At 72.5% G+C, this 15154-nt stretch carries 12 protein-coding genes; 10 read left to right on the top strand and 2 right to left on the bottom strand.

The genetic code is table 11. The annotated features are described in order from the left end of the window. Positions 1 to 670 precede the first annotated feature (670 nt). From ACWIF2_RS16320 to ACWIF2_RS16295, 6 genes are all read left to right on the top strand, one after another. On the top strand, positions 671 to 1996 hold the full coding sequence (locus ACWIF2_RS16320; RefSeq protein ID WP_399021695.1) for a radical SAM protein: 1326 nt from the start codon (positions 671 to 673) through the stop codon (positions 1994 to 1996). A 233-nt stretch (positions 1997 to 2229) separates the two neighbouring features. Beyond that, on the top strand, positions 2230 to 3723 hold the full coding sequence (locus ACWIF2_RS16315) for a cellulose binding domain-containing protein (RefSeq protein ID WP_454361046.1): 1494 nt from the start codon (positions 2230 to 2232) through the stop codon (positions 3721 to 3723). A gap of 207 nt (positions 3724 to 3930) precedes the next feature. Continuing rightward, positions 3931 to 5037, top strand: coding sequence for a ribosome small subunit-dependent GTPase A (rsgA, locus tag ACWIF2_RS16310; RefSeq protein WP_454361044.1), 1107 nt, complete (start codon positions 3931 to 3933; stop codon positions 5035 to 5037). Positions 5038 to 5113: 76 nt separating this feature from the next. Next, entirely contained in the window at positions 5114 to 5551 is a 438-nt protein-coding gene (locus ACWIF2_RS16305) for a hypothetical protein (RefSeq protein ID WP_454361043.1), read from the top strand. Positions 5552 to 5975: 424 nt separating this feature from the next. Further along, positions 5976 to 7391, top strand: coding sequence for a DNA-3-methyladenine glycosylase 2 family protein (locus ACWIF2_RS16300; RefSeq protein WP_454361041.1), 1416 nt, complete (start codon positions 5976 to 5978; stop codon positions 7389 to 7391). Further along, a complete protein-coding gene (locus ACWIF2_RS16295) occupies positions 7391 to 7948 on the top strand; it encodes a methylated-DNA--[protein]-cysteine S-methyltransferase (RefSeq protein ID WP_454361039.1) in 558 nt (185 codons plus the stop codon). The genes ACWIF2_RS16300 and ACWIF2_RS16295 overlap by 1 nt, the downstream gene beginning before the upstream one ends. Here the strand turns inward: ACWIF2_RS16295 and ACWIF2_RS16290 are convergent. Continuing rightward, complete coding sequence (locus ACWIF2_RS16290; protein WP_454361038.1) at positions 7896 to 8378, bottom strand: DUF456 domain-containing protein; 483 nt, start codon at positions 8376 to 8378, stop codon at positions 7896 to 7898. The two genes, ACWIF2_RS16295 and ACWIF2_RS16290, sit on opposite strands and share 53 nt — an antisense overlap. A gap of 211 nt (positions 8379 to 8589) precedes the next feature. Between ACWIF2_RS16290 and ACWIF2_RS16285 the strand changes: the two genes are divergently transcribed. Both ACWIF2_RS16285 and ACWIF2_RS16280 read left to right on the top strand, forming a co-directional pair. Further along, a complete protein-coding gene (locus ACWIF2_RS16285; RefSeq protein ID WP_454361036.1) occupies positions 8590 to 10251 on the top strand; it encodes a protein phosphatase 2C domain-containing protein in 1662 nt (553 codons plus the stop codon). A 66-nt stretch (positions 10252 to 10317) separates the two neighbouring features. Next, on the top strand, positions 10318 to 12060 hold the full coding sequence (locus ACWIF2_RS16280) for a pyruvate dehydrogenase (RefSeq protein ID WP_454361034.1): 1743 nt from the start codon (positions 10318 to 10320) through the stop codon (positions 12058 to 12060). Between the two features lie 6 nt (positions 12061 to 12066). Here the strand turns inward: ACWIF2_RS16280 and ACWIF2_RS16275 are convergent, their stop codons facing one another. After that, a complete protein-coding gene (locus tag ACWIF2_RS16275; RefSeq protein WP_454361033.1) occupies positions 12067 to 13362 on the bottom strand; it encodes a helix-turn-helix domain-containing protein in 1296 nt (431 codons plus the stop codon). A 230-nt stretch (positions 13363 to 13592) separates the two neighbouring features. On the opposite strand from ACWIF2_RS16275, the gene ACWIF2_RS16270 reads away from it, so the two are divergent. Beyond that, on the top strand, positions 13593 to 14216 hold the full coding sequence (locus tag ACWIF2_RS16270; RefSeq protein WP_454361031.1) for a hypothetical protein: 624 nt from the start codon (positions 13593 to 13595) through the stop codon (positions 14214 to 14216). Between the two features lie 429 nt (positions 14217 to 14645). After that, positions 14646 to 15128, top strand: coding sequence for an ATP-binding protein (locus tag ACWIF2_RS16265; RefSeq protein WP_454361029.1), 483 nt, complete (start codon positions 14646 to 14648; stop codon positions 15126 to 15128). The last annotated feature ends 26 nt before the right edge of the window (positions 15129 to 15154 follow it).

Genomic DNA, 15154 nt, shown 5'->3' with positions numbered 1-15154 from the left:
GGGGTGTGTTGGCCGGGCGGGTCCTCACCGATGCGGCGGCCCGGGTGAGCAGGCCCGCCGCTCCGAGGGGGAGGCTGCGGGGGCGGCGGCACGCCCCGTGCCGGCTGTGCCGCTGGGGCGGCTGGGTCTTCACCGGCACTTCCCCGCCCGGTGGCCTCCGCTGACGGGCCGGGCGGCGGTCTGCGGGCAGCGGCGGGCGGTGTGTGCCCCGTCGGCCGGGCGCTGCCCGTTGCTCTCGGGGACCCGTTGTCGCTGGTGCGCGCGGCAGCAAAGGGGGCCGCGCGGGCAGCGGCACGCCCTGTGCCGGCTGTGCCGCTGGGGCGGCTGGGTTCTCAGCGGTAGTTCCCCGCCGGTGGCATTTCGCCGACCGGCCAGGCGGCGGCGGGCGGCGCGTGCCCCCGTCGGCTGGGCGCTGCCCGTTGTTCCAAGGAGACTCGGTGGCGTCACCGGGCGGGGGCTGCCGGGCCGTCAGGGCAGCTGTCGGCCGGCGAGGCCTCCGGCGGTTGCCGACCGGCGACGGGACGGGCGCGGCGATCCGCAGGCAGGAGGGGCGGCGGGTGTCCCGCCGGGTGAGGTCTTGCCCCCGCTCCAGGGGGGACCCGGTACCGCTCACGTACAGCCGTGGGCATACCGTGAGGAGTCGTACGTCCGAGCCGGGAGGAGAGACGGGATGAGCAGCGGCAGCCGTACCGCGCTGGTCGAGGATCTGATGGAGCGATTCCCGCACGTCCCGCGGGAGGCCGTCTTCAAGGAGGACCTGCTCCGGGGCGGAGTGGCTTTCGACCCGTCCGCGCTCAGCGACAACGAGGGCGGTGAGGTCAAGCCGAAGTCGTACTTCATCTTCTCCTTCGACCACGGCACCCTGCCGGAACTGGGCGAGGCAGCGCTGCGCCGCCCGCCCGAGGAGATCATTCTCACCGGCGGCCCGTACGACCTGCGGCGGACCGTCGTCTCGGTCCGGGTGAACCCCTCCTCGCCGTACCGCGTCGCCGCGAACGAGGACGGCGTGCTCGGCCTCTACCTCGACGGCAAGCGGATCTCCGACGTCGGCGTGCCGCCGATGCCCGAGTACTACCGGCACACCCTCGCCAACGGGAAGTCGGTCATGGAGGTGGCCCCGACCATCCAGTGGGGCTACCTGATCTATCTGACCGCGTTCCGCGTCTGCCAGTACTTCGGCGCCAAGGAGGAGTGCCAGTACTGCGACATCAACCACAACTGGCGCCAGCACAAGGCGGCCGGCCGCCCGTACACGGGCGTGAAGGACGTCGACGAGGTCCTCGAGGCACTCGAGATCATCGACAAGTACGACACCGCGAAGGTGTCCACCGCGTACACGCTCACCGGCGGCGCGATCACGTCGAAGGTCCAGGGCCTGGACGAGGCGGACTTCTACGGGCGCTACGCCAAGGCCATCGAGGAGCACTTCCCGGGCCGCTGGATCGGCAAGGTCGTCGCCCAGGCGCTGCCCAAGGACGACGTCCAGCGGTTCAAGGACTACGGCGTGCAGATCTACCACCCCAACTACGAGGTGTGGGACGAGTACCTCTTCAAGATGTACTGCCCGGGCAAGGAGCGGTACGTCGGCCGCGACGAGTGGCACAAGCGCATCCTCGACTCGGCGGACATCTTCGGCGCGCGCAACGTCATCCCCAACTTCGTGGCGGGCGTGGAGATGGCCGAGCCCTTCGGGTTCAAGACCGTCGACGAGGCCATCGACTCCACCACCGAGGGCCTGCGCTTCTTCATGTCCCACGGCATCACGCCCCGCTTCACCACCTGGTGCCCCGAGCCCACGACCCCGCTCGGCAAGGCCAACCCGCAGGGCGCGCCCCTGGAGTACCACATCCGTCTGCTCCAGGCGTACCGGCAGACGATGGAGGACTTCGGCCTCTCCTCGCCCCCCGGCTACGGTCCCCCCGGCGCCGGCAACGCGGTCTTCTCGGTCAGCTCCTTCATGGACAGCCTGCCCGCGGACGAGCCGGTGGAGATCTGACGACGCACTCGTCCAGCGCCGTGTTCCGATGGCGACCCGATGTGATCCGGGTCGCCATCGAGACGTTTCGGCGTTCTGTACGTATCTACTTCCGGAGTCGGCCGTGTGAGGATTTGAATACGCGGCTTGTCAGTTGTGTCGAGAGCGTGAAAAACTCGTCTCCTGCCCCGAGGTTCCCCCCAACTCCTTTGCCAACATGGTGAGTTGACCTCGCTTGTGGATGCAGGAGACTCATGCCCGACCTGCCGACCCCTCAGGACGCCTCCGAGGCCGCGCTGTTCTCCGAGTGCTGGGACGCGGTCCTCGCCTACGCCGATCTGTGCACGTCCGGTTCCACCGCCGCCGCACAGCTGGGCCGCGAGGCGTTCGCACACGGCATACGCGAGGCACGCGCCGCCGACGCAGGCCCGGTCCGCGCCTCCGGGCGCCGCCCCGCCCGGCTGCCGCGCATACCCCTGCTGCTGACCGCCGTACGCAGCACGGCCGCGGCCTGGGAGGAGACGGGGCAGGGCCACAAACTCGACCCCGACCTGCGCCTGTGGCTCAACTCGGACAAGGCCGCCCGCTACACCGGGCCGCCCCTGCGGCGCCCGCTCGCGCTGCGCGGACTGCGCGACCTCCAGCAGGCGGACGCCGAACTGCTGTGGCTGGCCGAGGTGGAGGCGCTGCCGCTCTCCCTGGTCGCCCGCCGGCTGGGCCTCGACCCGGCCACCGCCGACGACGAACTCCAGCAGGTGCGCACCCTGTTCCGGGACCGCTGCCACCGCAACCACCTCGACACACCGATGGACGCCCGCTGCCGCAGCTACGCACGGCTGCTGGACGCCGTCACCCGGGCCCCCGCCGCCGACACCCCGGGCGACCTCTCCCGGCACCTCGCCACCTGCGTGGAGTGCGCCGAGGCCGCCGCCTGTCTGCGCCTGCACGGCGGAGGACTGCCCGGGGCGCTGGCCGGCGGGGTGATCGGCTGGGGCGGGCTCGCCTACCTGGAGCGCCGCCGCCGCGCCGCCGAGGTGCGTCTCGGCGCCGGCCGTCCGGGGCGGGCGGAACTGGCGCCCGGCGAACCGGAGGAGGCTGAGCAGAAGGCGCGCGTCGCCCGCAACGGCCTCCTCGTGGCCGCCGTCCTGGTGTCCGTACTGGCGCTCGGCGTCTCGATGATGCCCTTCGGCGGCAGCGGCGACGACCTCGGAGCACGCGGCGACGCCGACCGTCAGCCGGTGGCCGAACCCGACCTGTCCGTGCCGTCCGTCCCTTCCCTGCCTCCCGCGACCTCGAAGCCGGCCGGCAAGGCCACCGGCAACACGGGGAAGTCGCAGAAGCCCGGCAAGCCGGAGAGCAGCGACCGCCGGACGGAACCGCAGGGCACCTCCTCTCCCACGGACCGCGCGGAAGGCGGCGAGAGCGAGGACCCCGTCTGCCGGGTCGAGTACGACCTGGTCAACCAGTGGCCCGACGGCTTCCAGGCCACCGTCACCGTCACCAGCAACGAGGCCCTCGACTCCTGGCGCGTCTCCTGGTCCTTCCGGGACGGCCAGCAGGTCGGCCAGATGTGGGACGCCTCCGTCTCCCAGAACGGCTCGCGTGTCACCGCCACCGCCGCCGACTACAACAAGTCGGTCCAGGCGGGCGACGATCTGGCCTTCGGCTTCCTCTCATCCTGGCGCGGCAAGAACTCCCCGCCGTACGACTTCGAGCTGAACGGCCACGACTGCGCGAAAACCGGTTGACGCGACTCCGCCGTGCCGGGATAGCGTTACGGCGGTTCCACTGAGAGAGCCGAAGAAGAGCCGAAGAGTTCAGGGACGAGGAGGTGTTGACCGATGGCTGTCATTGCGATGAGCGCTGCCCGCATCCAGTTCATCAAGTCCACCTCCATGGTCACCGGCTGATCCGACCGACTGTCGGGCCGGGGGCCGACCTGGGAAGGGTCACCCTTGACTTCCAGCTCCGCTTCATCCGTTTCCTCCGCGCTCGCTCCCTACGGCTGGGACGACGCATGGGCGGCCGAGTTCGCCCCCTACGCCACCGAAGGACTGCTGCCCGGACGCGTGATCCGGGTCGACCGCGGGCAGTGCGATGTCGTCACCGCCGACGGGATCCTGCGGGCCGACACCGCGTTCGTCACGCCGCACGACCCGATGCGGGTCGTCTGCACCGGCGACTGGGTCGCCGTCGAACCCGGCGGGAACCCGCGCTACGTCCGGTCGTACCTGCCGCGCCGCACCGCGTTCGTCCGCTCCACCTCCTCCAAGCGGTCCGAGGGGCAGATCCTCGCGGCCAACGTCGACCACGCCATCGTCGCCGTGTCCCTCGCCCTCGAACTCGACCTGGGCCGCATCGAACGGTTCCTCGCGCTCGCCTGGGAGTCCGGGGCACAGCCCGTCGTCGTCCTCTCCAAGGCCGACCTCGTGCCGGACGCCGTCACCCTCTCCCACCTCGTCCAGGACGCGGAGACCAGCGCGCCCGGCGTGCCGGTGGTGCCCGTCAGCTCGGTCGACGGGGACGGGCTCGACGTGCTCGCGGCGATCGTCGGCGGTGGTACGTCCGTGCTGCTCGGGCAGTCCGGCGCGGGCAAGTCGACCCTCGCCAACGCGCTGCTCGGCGAGGACGTCATGGACGTCCAGGCCACCCGGGACGCCGACGGCAAGGGCCGGCACACCACGACCACGCGCAATCTGCTCGCCCTGCCCGGCGGCGGGGTCCTGATCGACACCCCCGGACTGCGGGGCGTCGGCCTCTGGGACGCCGAGACCGGCGTCGGCCAGGTGTTCTCCGAGATCGAGGAACTGGCCGAGCGGTGCCGCTTCCACGACTGCGCGCACGAGGCCGAGCCGGGCTGCGCGGTACTGGCCGCCATCGAGACCGGTGAGCTGCCGGAACGGCGGCTGGACAGCTACCGCAAGCTCCTGCGGGAGAACCAGCGCATCGTCGCCAAGACGGACGCCCGGCTCCGGGCCGAGATCCGCAAGGACTGGAAGCGGAAGGGGGCGATCGGACGGGCCGCGATGGAGGCCAAGCGCGGAGCGCACTGGCGCTCGTAGGCGCGTCGCCGTCGGCCGGATATGATCAACGGCCGCCTGAGGGCGGTCAAGTGTTCGTATCGAGGGGGATGGCGATATGCGTTTCAGAGCTCTGGGTGTGGCCGCGGCCGCGGCGGGGGCCCTCGCGGTCACCGCCGCGCCGGCCGGCGCCGCGCAGAACTGGCAGGCGGTGAGCACCAACTCGACCTGGCACTGCGGCGCCTACAAGACCCACAAGGTCTCCGACAACGTCAAGTTCAAGGTCTGCGCCGTCATCAACGGCAGCAGGTACGGCCAGGCCGTCCTGGTCGTGCAGAACGCGGCGAGCGTGGCGGTGTCGATCGGCGGCGCGGTGAGCAGCAACTTCGGCAGCGACGTGGACTGCGCCGGCTCCACGCTCAACGCCGGCTTCACCCGCGGGTGCCTCGCGCCGACCAAGTACGTCGGCAACGAGTCGATCTTCGTGGTCGCCGGCCGGCTGCGGCTCAACGGCGTCGACGACTGGTACTACGACACCGAGTTCTACGTCCCCTAGAGACCGTCCGGTGGCTCATGTTCCAGGGCCAGGGCCACCCGGTCGGCCGCCGTGAGGCCTACGTCGTGCGCCACGACGCAGGCCTCACCGCCGAGTCCCTCCCCGCGACGAACACCACCGCTTCTTCCGCGACCACCGCGCGCAGGCGCTGCGGCTCGTCGACCCCTTCGGTGACTACGCGGCCCTGCGCGAGGAGGCCTGGGCGGCGCCGCTCCTGGCCGCCTGGCAGTCCCGCGCGGCCGGCGCCGACAGCCTGCGCCGGTGCCTGGCCGAGGCGCCCACCGACGCCGACGGGAGACGCGGTGCCGGGTGGCCGGCCTCGCCCGCCGCGAGGCGCGGCCCGCCCCAGGACGAGGCCGGACACTCGAAGCGCTATGTCCGATTTCCGCCAGCGACAGGCCGGGGCACGGCGGAGACTGGACGGGTGAGAGACCAGGTAACGGACGAGGACACCAGGTACGAGGCCGTACGCAGCCGCGACGCCCGTTTCGACGGCGTGTTCTTCTTCGCCGTCGCGACGACCGGCATCTACTGCCGGCCGAGCTGCCCCGCGGTCACCCCGAAGCGGCCCAACGTGCGCTTCTTCGCCACGGCCGCCGCCGCGCAGGGATCGGGCTTCCGGGCCTGCCGGCGCTGCCGGCCGGACGCCGTGCCCGGCTCCGCCGAGTGGAACGTCCGCGCGGACGTGGTGGGCCGGGCCATGCGGCTGATCACCGACGGCGTGGTCGACCGCGAGGGCGTCGCCGGTCTCGCCACCCGGCTCGGCTACAGCGCACGGCAGGTGCAGCGGCAGCTCACCGCCGAACTCGGCGCCGGGCCCGTCGCCCTCGCCCGGGCCCAGCGGGCCCACACCGCGCGGGTGCTGCTCCAGACCACCGGGCTGCCGGTCACCGACATCGGATTCGCGTCGGGTTTCGCCAGCATCAGGCAATTCAACGACACGATCCGGGCCGTGTACGCCTCCACCCCGAGCGAGCTGCGCGCCGCCGCCGTCCCGAAGGGCGGCCGGAACCGCCGTACGGCCACCCCGAGCGCGGGCATCCCGCTGCGGCTCGCCCACCGCGGCCCCTACCAGGCGGGACCCGTCTTCGACCTGCTGGAACGCGAGGCCGTACCCGGCGTCGAGGACGTGAGCGGCCCGCCCGGCGCCCGCACCTACCGGCGCACGCTCCGGCTCCCGTACGGCACCGGCATCGTCGCCGTCGACGAGCGCCCCGGCACCGCCCGCACCGGGCTCGGCGCCCACCCCGGCGGCTGGCTCGACGCCCGGCTGCACCTCACCGACCCCCGCGACCTGACCACCGCCGTACAGCGGCTGCGGCGGTTGTTCGACCTCGACGCAGACCCCTACGCCGTCGACGAGCGCCTCGCCGCCGACCCACGGCTCGCGCCCCTGGTCGCCGCCCGCCCCGGGCTGCGCTCGCCGGGCACCGCCGACCCGGAGGAGCTCGCGGTGCGCGCGCTGGCCGGCCGGACGGAGGCGGAACGGCTCGTACGGCGATACGGCAAGGCGCTCGACGCCCCCTGCGGCAGCCTCACCCACCTCTTCCCCGAGCCGGCTGTCCTCGCCGGGGCCGAGCCCGGCGGCACCCTCGGCGCGCTCACCGCCGCCCTCGCCGACCACGCCGTACGCCTCGACCCGGGCGCCGACCGGGACGACGCGCAGGACGCCCTGCGCGCCGTGCCCGGCCTGGACGCCCGTACCATCGCCGAGATCCGCACCCGCGCCCTCGGCGACCCGGACGTGGCCCCGCCCGGCCTCGACGTCCCCGACAGCTGGCGCCCCTGGCGCTCGTACGCCTTGAACCACCTGCGCGCAGCAGGGGAGTGGGAGTTGTGATGACCACGACGTACTGGACGACAGCGGAGGGCCCGCTCGGGCCGCTGCTGCTCACCGCCGCCCCGACCGGCGAGCTGACCTCGCTGTCCGTGCCCGGGCAGAAGGGCGGACGGGTGGTGCTGGACGACTGGCGGCAGGACGCCGGGCCGTTCCGGGAGGCCGAGGAGCAGCTCGCCGCCTACTTCGCCGGGGAACTGAAGGAGTTCCGGCTGCCGTGGCGCACCGAAGGCACGGCCTTCCGGGAGAAGGTCTGGGCCGCGCTGGACGACATCCCCTACGGCTCGACGGCGACCTACGGCGAGATCGCCGCGCGGATCGGAGCGCCCAGGGCGGCCGTACGGGCTGTCGGCGGCGCGATCGGCGCCAATCCGCTGCTGGTCGTCAGGCCGTGCCATCGGGTGATCGGCGCCGACGGCACCCTGACCGGTTACGCGGGCGGCCTGGACCGCAAGGTACGGCTGCTCACGCACGAGGGCGTGCTCCAGGCCGCCGCCCGGGGCGTTGTCAGCCCCAGAGCACCGCGCCGATCCACGCCGCCGCTATCAGCTGGCAGGTGAACAGTTCGGCCAGGATGCTGGAGCCGCCCGAGCGCATCACCTGACGCAGGGCGGCTACGGCGTCGCCGTGGCGGCCGAGGCGGCGGCGTTCGTAGAGGTAGATACCGGCCAGATATCCGGGGATCGCGCCGAGCACGGGAAGCAGGACGAAACCGACGGTGGAGCCGCCTCCGGCCCAGGCCAGCATGCGGCGGTTGGCGCTGCTCGCGCGGAGCCGCCGGGGCGGCAGGGCCCAGCGCACGCCCTGGGAGACGAACATCAGGACCGTGGCACCCACCAGGGTCCACCACGCGACGGGCTGGGGATCCTTCAGCGCCCACCACATGACCGCGGCCCACACCAGCAACGACCCGGGCACCGCGGGCAGCAGCACTCCGCACAGACCGAGCAGGATGACCAGCCCGACCAGCAGGAGCTCCCACACTCCCATCTGACCAGCCTGCCGGAATCCAGGAGAACACGCAGGTCAGGAGCGTGGCCGTGGTCAGGACCCGCAGGTCAGCCGCCCGGGGGTCCGCCGTCTGCCCTTATCGCATGGTCGTTCTAGAGATCACTCGAGCCGTCGTTTCACGCCGCCGTGACGGACCGGTTTTTCCGGAAGCCCCGTTTTCATCCCGGCCGTGCGGTGGACAATTAGGGGCATGAGTCAGCAGGGGGGAAGGCCCACCGGTCATGACGACGACTGGTGGAGGCACTTGTACGACGACTCCACCGACGACACGGGCCCCGCACCCGCCCCGGATTCCCTGGACGACCGCTTCGCCTCGGCGGCGGGGGCGGTGGGGGACCCGGCGGACGAACGGCCCGCCTCCGAGCCGGTGGTTCCGGCGCCCCGGGCAGCCGCCGACGAGGCCACGGACCTGCCGCGCGCGCCGTGGGAGCCACCGGCTTCCCGGCCCAAGGGCCCGCTGACCTTCCCGACCGCCACAAAGCCGCCGGAACGGGCCGGGCAAGCACCCGATCGGCCACCCACGGGCGGCACGGTTTCGCCGACCGGCCCCCGGGGCCCCTCGGAGGCGCCGGCGGAGCCCCCGGCGATGACGGCCCCCACCTCGCCGGCCCCGCAGCCCCCACCACCTCCCCCTCCACCCCTGCCCACCACCCCACCCTCCTGGCCCAGCCCGGAGTTCCGCCCCGCCGAGCCCGCCTTCCCCGCCCCGGCCGACCCGCCGCCCGCGCCCCTCCGGTCCGCCGAACCTCCGACCGCGCCACCCCGCCCGGCCGATCCACCGGCCGATGCACCGACCACGCCACCGCGCCCGGCCGATCCACCGGCCCCGCCGCACACCCCCTCCGACCGACCCACCCCCCGGATCGAGCGGCCCGCGTCCTCCCCCCGGCCCCGTGGGTACGTGGGGTCCCGGCCGCCCACCTACGACGCCGAACCCATCGCGCTGCCGGCGGCCGACCCCGATGATCTCGACGACCTCGTCGCGGACACCGTGCTCGACGGGGCCCGGTACGGGGCCTGTACGTTGCGGGCCGTGTCCGTGCGGGGCGACTCCGCGCGGTACCGGGGGGAGCCACGACGCGACTCGTTGCTCACCGCGCGCTTCGGCACGGGCGAGCACGCTCTGCTGCTGGTGGCGATGGCGACCGGCGCCCGGGCCACGCCGGGTGCGCACCGGGCCGCCGCCGAGGCCTGTCACTGGATCGGCCGGGCCGTCGGGCGCAGTCATGCCCGGCTGGTGGCGGACATCAGGGACGGCCGGCGGGGCGACCTCAAGTCCGGGCTGCACCGCCTCACCGACCGCAGTCTCGGCAAGCTCCGCGCCAGCGCCTCCGAACAGGGCGTCGACCCGGAGGAGTACGCCGCCGGCCTGCGCTGTCTGCTGCTGTCGGCCGATCCGGAGTGCCGTACGCGCGTGTTCTTCGGCGTCGGGCCCGGCGGGCTGTTCCGGTTGCGGGACGGCGAGTGGCAGGACATCGAACCGCAGGTCGCCCAGATCAAGGGCGAGCCCGTGATGGGGTTCGGCTCGCCGCCGTCCGAGACGCCCGAGGGCGACCGGTTCACCATGGACCTGGGCATCCCGACCCCGCCCAGCCCTTACGAACCGGCCCCGGAACCACCCCGCGAACCCTTCCGCTTCCGTACCTCCATCGCCCGCCCGGGTGACACGCTCCTGTTGTGCAGCGGCGGCCTCGCCGACCCGCTGCGCGGCGAACCCGAACTGGGCGACTACCTCGCCGAGCGGTGGTCCCGCCCCGACCCGCCCGGCCTCGCCGCGTTCCTCGCGGACTCCCAGGTGCGGGTCAAGGGCTACGCGGACGACCGTACGGCCGCCGCCGTGTGGGAGGCGTGAGCGCGCACCCTGTGACTTGATGGAACCCGGAGGGATCCCTGGAGACCGAAGGGGCACACGAGAGCCATGGCCAAACAGAACGTCGCGGAACAGTTCGTCGACATCCTGACCCGCGCCGGAGTCAAACGCCTCTACGGAGTCGTCGGCGACAGCCTGAACCCGGTCGTCGACGCCGTCCGGCGCAACTCCGCCATCGACTGGATCCATGTCCGGCACGAGGAGACCGCCGCCTTTGCCGCAAGCGCCGAGGCCCAGATCACCGGGGGGCTCGCCGCCTGCGCCGGCTCCTGCGGGCCCGGCAACCTCCACCTCATCAACGGCCTGTACGACGCCCACCGCTCCATGGCGCCCGTCCTCGCCCTCGCCTCCCACATCCCCTCCAGCGAGATCGGCCTCAACTTCTTCCAGGAGACCCACCCCGACCGGCTCTTCCAGGACTGCAGCCACTACAGCGAGCTGATCTCCAGCCCCAAGCAGATGCCCCGGCTGCTCCAGACCGCCATCCAGAACGCCGTCGGCCGCAGCGGTGTCAGCGTCGTCTCCCTGCCCGGCGACATCGCCGACGAGCCCGCCCCGGAGAAGCCCGCCGAGACCGCCCTCGTCACCTCCCGGCCGACGGTCCGCCCGGGTGACGAGGAGCTCGACCGGCTCGTGAAGATGATCGACGAGGCCGGCAAGGTGACCCTCTTCTGCGGAGCCGGCACCGCGGGCGCGCACGCCGAGGTCATGGAGTTCGCCGGGAAGGTCAAGTCCCCGGTGGGGCACGCGCTGCGTGGCAAGGAATGGATCCAGTACGACAACCCGTACGACGTCGGCATGAGCGGGCTCCTCGGCTACGGCGCCGCCTACGAGGCCACCCACGAGTGCGACCTGCTGATCCTGCTGGGCACCGACTTCCCCTACAACGCCTTTCTCCCCGACGACGTGAAGATCGCCCAGGTCGACGTCCGGCCCGAACACCTCGGCCGCCGTTCGAAACTGGACCTCGCGGTGTGGGGCGACGTACGCGAGACGCTGCGCTGTCTGATCCCGCGGGTGAAGGAGAAGAAGAACCGCCGCTTCCTCGACCGGATGCTGAAGAAGCACGCGGACGCGCTGGAGGGGGTGGTGAAGGCGTACACCCGCAAGGTCGAGAAGCACACGCCGATCCACCCCGAGTACGTGGCGTCCGTGCTCGACGAAGTCGCCTCCGACGACGCCGTGTTCACCGTCGACACCGGCATGAACAACGTCTGGGCCGCCCGCTACATCTCACCCAACGGCCGCCGCCGCGTCATCGGTTCCTTCTCCCACGGCTCGATGGCCAACGCACTGCCCATGGCGATCGGCGCGCAGTTCACCGACCGCAAGCGGCAGGTCGTGTCGATGTCCGGCGACGGCGGGTTCTCCATGCTGATGGGCGACTTCCTGACGCTGGTGCAGTACGACCTCCCGGTGAAGGTCGTCCTCTTCGACAACTCCTCCCTCGGCATGGTCGAGTTGGAGATGCTGGTCGCTGGGCTGCCGTCCTACGGCACCGCCAACAAGAACCCCGACTTCGCCGCCGTCGCCCGGGCCTGCGGCGCGTACGGCGTACGGGTCGAGAAGCCCAAGGAACTCGCCGGAGCCCTCAAGGACGCCTTCAAGCACAAGGGCCCGGCCCTCGTCGACGTCGTCACCGACCCCAACGCGCTGTCCATCCCGCCGAAGATCAAGGCCGAGATGGTGACCGGTTTCGCGCTGTCCGCCTCGAAGATGGTGCTGGACGGCGGGGTCGGCCGGATGCTCCAGATGGCCCGGTCCAACCTGCGCAACGTGCCCCGGCCTTGAGCGCGGTCAGCTGTACGGCGTCCACTGGCGTGCCGAGGTGTCGTACACATACCGGGGAAGGCCCTTGATGCCGCTGGTGCGGAACGGGCGGCCGGCGTCGTCGATGCGGACCGTGCCCTTGCGGCCCTGGGAGGACCAGTCCAGCTCCAGGTACCAGCGGCAGTCGCAGGTCACGGTCCGGGCGGTGATCAGCAGCACCTCGGCGTCCTCGGCCGAGACGCGGTACGGCATGCGCACCGCCGGGATCGGCACGCCGGTGTCGCTTCCGGCGACCGCGCGGGCGATGGGCCGGTCCTTGTCCAGGTTCACGTCGAAGTAGCGCGGGGTGACCGCACCGCCGCAGCCCCGGTCCATGGCGTAGGCGTTGCCCGGAGCGGGGGTCGCACGCCCCACCACGCGCACGCGCAGCGCGTTCAGCACGACGGCCGTGTCCGTCCGCCCCTGCACCGACAGCTCCACGAGTGTCTCGCCCCCATGCACCGCGCCCTGCGACGCCGCCCAGGTCCCGGCGTCCTGCGGGGCCGGGGGCGGGGGCACCTGCCCGGGCGGCTTGGCGATCACGTAGTCATGACCGCAGCCGAGCTTCCAGGCCTGGGAGTCGACGGACCAGGTGAGGGGCACGGCGGGTTTCTTCCCGCTTCGCGGCGGGGTGGTGGCCCGGGCGGAAGGGCTGGGGGAGGGCCTGGCCTTGTTCTTCGGAGTGGCGGAGGCAGAAGGCTGCCTTGTCGTCGGGGAGGCGCTCGGGGTGGGCGAGGTGCCGCTCCGGTCCGGGGCCTTGGCTTCCGTCGTGCCGGAAGTGGCGGGTCCGGCCGTACGGGCACGGTCGGCGGCGGGGCGCCGTCCGTCCGGCAGCGCGGAAAGGGCCCCGAGCGTCACGAGCAGCGCACAGGCCGCGGCCAGCCCGACCGCGACCCCTCTGCGGCGGTACCAGGGGAGGCGGGGGAGCGGGGACGGATCCGAGTCGTCCTTCTCCTCCACAGGAGGTGCCGTCTCCTCCACCGCACTCGCTGCCTCCTCCACCGCACTCGCCGTACGAGGCCGCTTGCGTGCCGCCACCGCCAGGAGCCAGCGGCGGTGGAGCTCCAGGCGTTCCTCCGGGGTCGCTCCGCAGAGCGCCGCGAAACGCTCCACGGGCGCGAAGTCGAGGGGGACCGCATCGCCCGCGCAATAGCGGTGCAGGGTCGAGGTGTTCATGGCCAGACGGCGGGCCAGCGAACCGTAACTGCGGTCCGTGCGCTCCTTCAGCTCCCTCAGCAGCGCCGCGAACTCCCCGACGTCGTCCACGTCTTCCTGTGCCGACACGTTTCCCCCGCCCTCGTAAGGTCCGACCCGGCCCGGGACGGCATCCCAGGCATCCCTGTACCTGCACGTCAGACGGCCTGGGATGGTTCCACCGTGGCCGATCGGCCGCCGGCTGTTGCGCCCGCCGGCTGTGACCGCTGATGCTCTTGGTGTCGCACCGGCCAGGCCCGGGCCGACCAGCCGGCCTCGCCGCGGCATCCAGTCCACGCACTCATCACGGGGGAACACCCATGTCCATGCGCATCCGAACGAGCGCTCTCACCGCACTCACCGCCGCCGCCCTCGCGGCGGGCACCGTCCTCACGGCACCGGCCGCCGGCGCCGCGCCGAAGGCCGCCGCGCCCAAGTTCCTGTCGGCGTCCCAGCTGCCGCCGCACCCGACGTCGTCCTGGACCGCCGGGCCGGTCACCGAGGGGTTCCCGGAGGAACTCGGCTTCTGCGTGAGCACGGAGGGCGTGCTCGACTACGAATACCGGCACCGGACGTTCCGGACCGACCTGGACACCGGCGCCGTGCAGTTGACCGTCGTGACGGGCTCAGCCGCCCGGGCCAAGGCCCTGGCGAAGCACTACGACGACCTGATCCGCACCTGCGCCGACCGCATCGAGGAGTCCTCCCCCGACATCGAGGCGGAGGGCCGGGACTACGGCACGCTGCCGGTCGAGGAGGGCGCCCACGTCCGCGGACTGCACACCGAGACCTCCTGGGGCGCCACGGACATCTCGCTGCTCTCCGTCGGACAGGACGGCCGGACCGTCACCGTCGTCCAGTGGGGACAGATGGGCGACTTCGGCGACGCCCCCGTGGCCGCCTTCAAGAAGACGACGACCACCGCCGTCAACAAGCTGTACTGACCGCGCGGCCACCGGAGAGAACCAGGGCCGTCCTCCCGCCACGGGGGTGGGGAGGACGGCCCTGTTCCGGTCAGAGGCCGGGGAGAGACCGTCGTACTTCGGCCAACTTCACCGGGCCGCCCCGCACGGGGGCCGGCTGCCCCGCTCCTTCGTCGCGTACGCAAGGATCGGCAGCCGGCCATCGGCACATCGTCCGATCTCCTGCGGTCACGATCCGCCCGGGGACATGTACCGGCTACCCTCTTGTCCCCCTCCCCGCCACCGCCGTACCGCTCAGCGGCCCGCAGCCCGGCCCGCAGGTCCCGTCCGATTGGCCGAACACCCGGTCGTTGACGACTCGACAGGACTGCCGCGTGTCCGATGGGGCATGGATCCCCGTGAACGTGTTCGAGCAGGAGGGGAACCGACATCGGCGCGCGGGCGGGGGTCATGGAGAGGCAGGCACGGGGAGGCGGTCCCATAACGATAGGGGCCTTCTCGGCGAAGACGGTGGAGGACAGGACCGACGACGACACGGAGCAGGTGCCCGTGCCTCAGCTGAGGCGCAGACTCGGGCGGGCGGACCTGCGGGCCGTGCCGGAAGCCCGCAGGGCCCTGCGGGAGCTGCTCGGGCAGTGGGGGAGGACCGGACGATCCGATGTGGCGGAACTGCTCACCAGCGAACTCGTCACCAACGCGATCGTCCACACCGATCACGACGCGCTTCTGACGGCCACGGTCGGACCGCGTGGACTGCGGGTGGAGGTAAGGGACTTCGTGGCCCGCAGACCCCGGCTGCGCGTACCGATCGCCGACGACGGTACGAACGGCAGGGGCCTGTTCCTTGTGCAGTCCCTCGCGGACGCCTGGGGCGTCAGGCCGCACGGAGTGGGCAAGGCCGTCTGGTTCGAGCTGGAGGCCGAGGCGGCGTGAAGCGGGAGGGGGCGCGGCCCGCAGGC

The sequence above is a fragment of the Streptomyces sp. NPDC055506 genome, from assembly GCF_053643595.1.
The sequence above is the reverse complement of the archived record's forward strand: the minus strand, read 5'-3'. Positions and strand labels throughout refer to the sequence as shown.

Coding starts and splice junctions, on each gene's coding strand:
- ACWIF2_RS16315 (WP_454361046.1), top strand. CDS start 2,230: ATGCCCGACCTGCCGACCCCTCAGGACGCCTCCGAGGCCGCGCTGTTC.
- ACWIF2_RS16290 (WP_454361038.1), bottom strand. CDS start 8,378: ATGGGAGTGTGGGAGCTCCTGCTGGTCGGGCTGGTCATCCTGCTCGGT.
- ACWIF2_RS16305 (WP_454361043.1), top strand. CDS start 5,114: ATGCGTTTCAGAGCTCTGGGTGTGGCCGCGGCCGCGGCGGGGGCCCTC.
- ACWIF2_RS16285 (WP_454361036.1), top strand. CDS start 8,590: ATGAGTCAGCAGGGGGGAAGGCCCACCGGTCATGACGACGACTGGTGG.
- ACWIF2_RS16295 (WP_454361039.1), top strand. CDS start 7,391: ATGACCACGACGTACTGGACGACAGCGGAGGGCCCGCTCGGGCCGCTG.
- ACWIF2_RS16265 (WP_454361029.1), top strand. CDS start 14,646: ATGGAGAGGCAGGCACGGGGAGGCGGTCCCATAACGATAGGGGCCTTC.
- ACWIF2_RS16320 (WP_399021695.1), top strand. CDS start 671: ATGAGCAGCGGCAGCCGTACCGCGCTGGTCGAGGATCTGATGGAGCGA.
- ACWIF2_RS16280 (WP_454361034.1), top strand. CDS start 10,318: ATGGCCAAACAGAACGTCGCGGAACAGTTCGTCGACATCCTGACCCGC.
- ACWIF2_RS16270 (WP_454361031.1), top strand. CDS start 13,593: ATGTCCATGCGCATCCGAACGAGCGCTCTCACCGCACTCACCGCCGCC.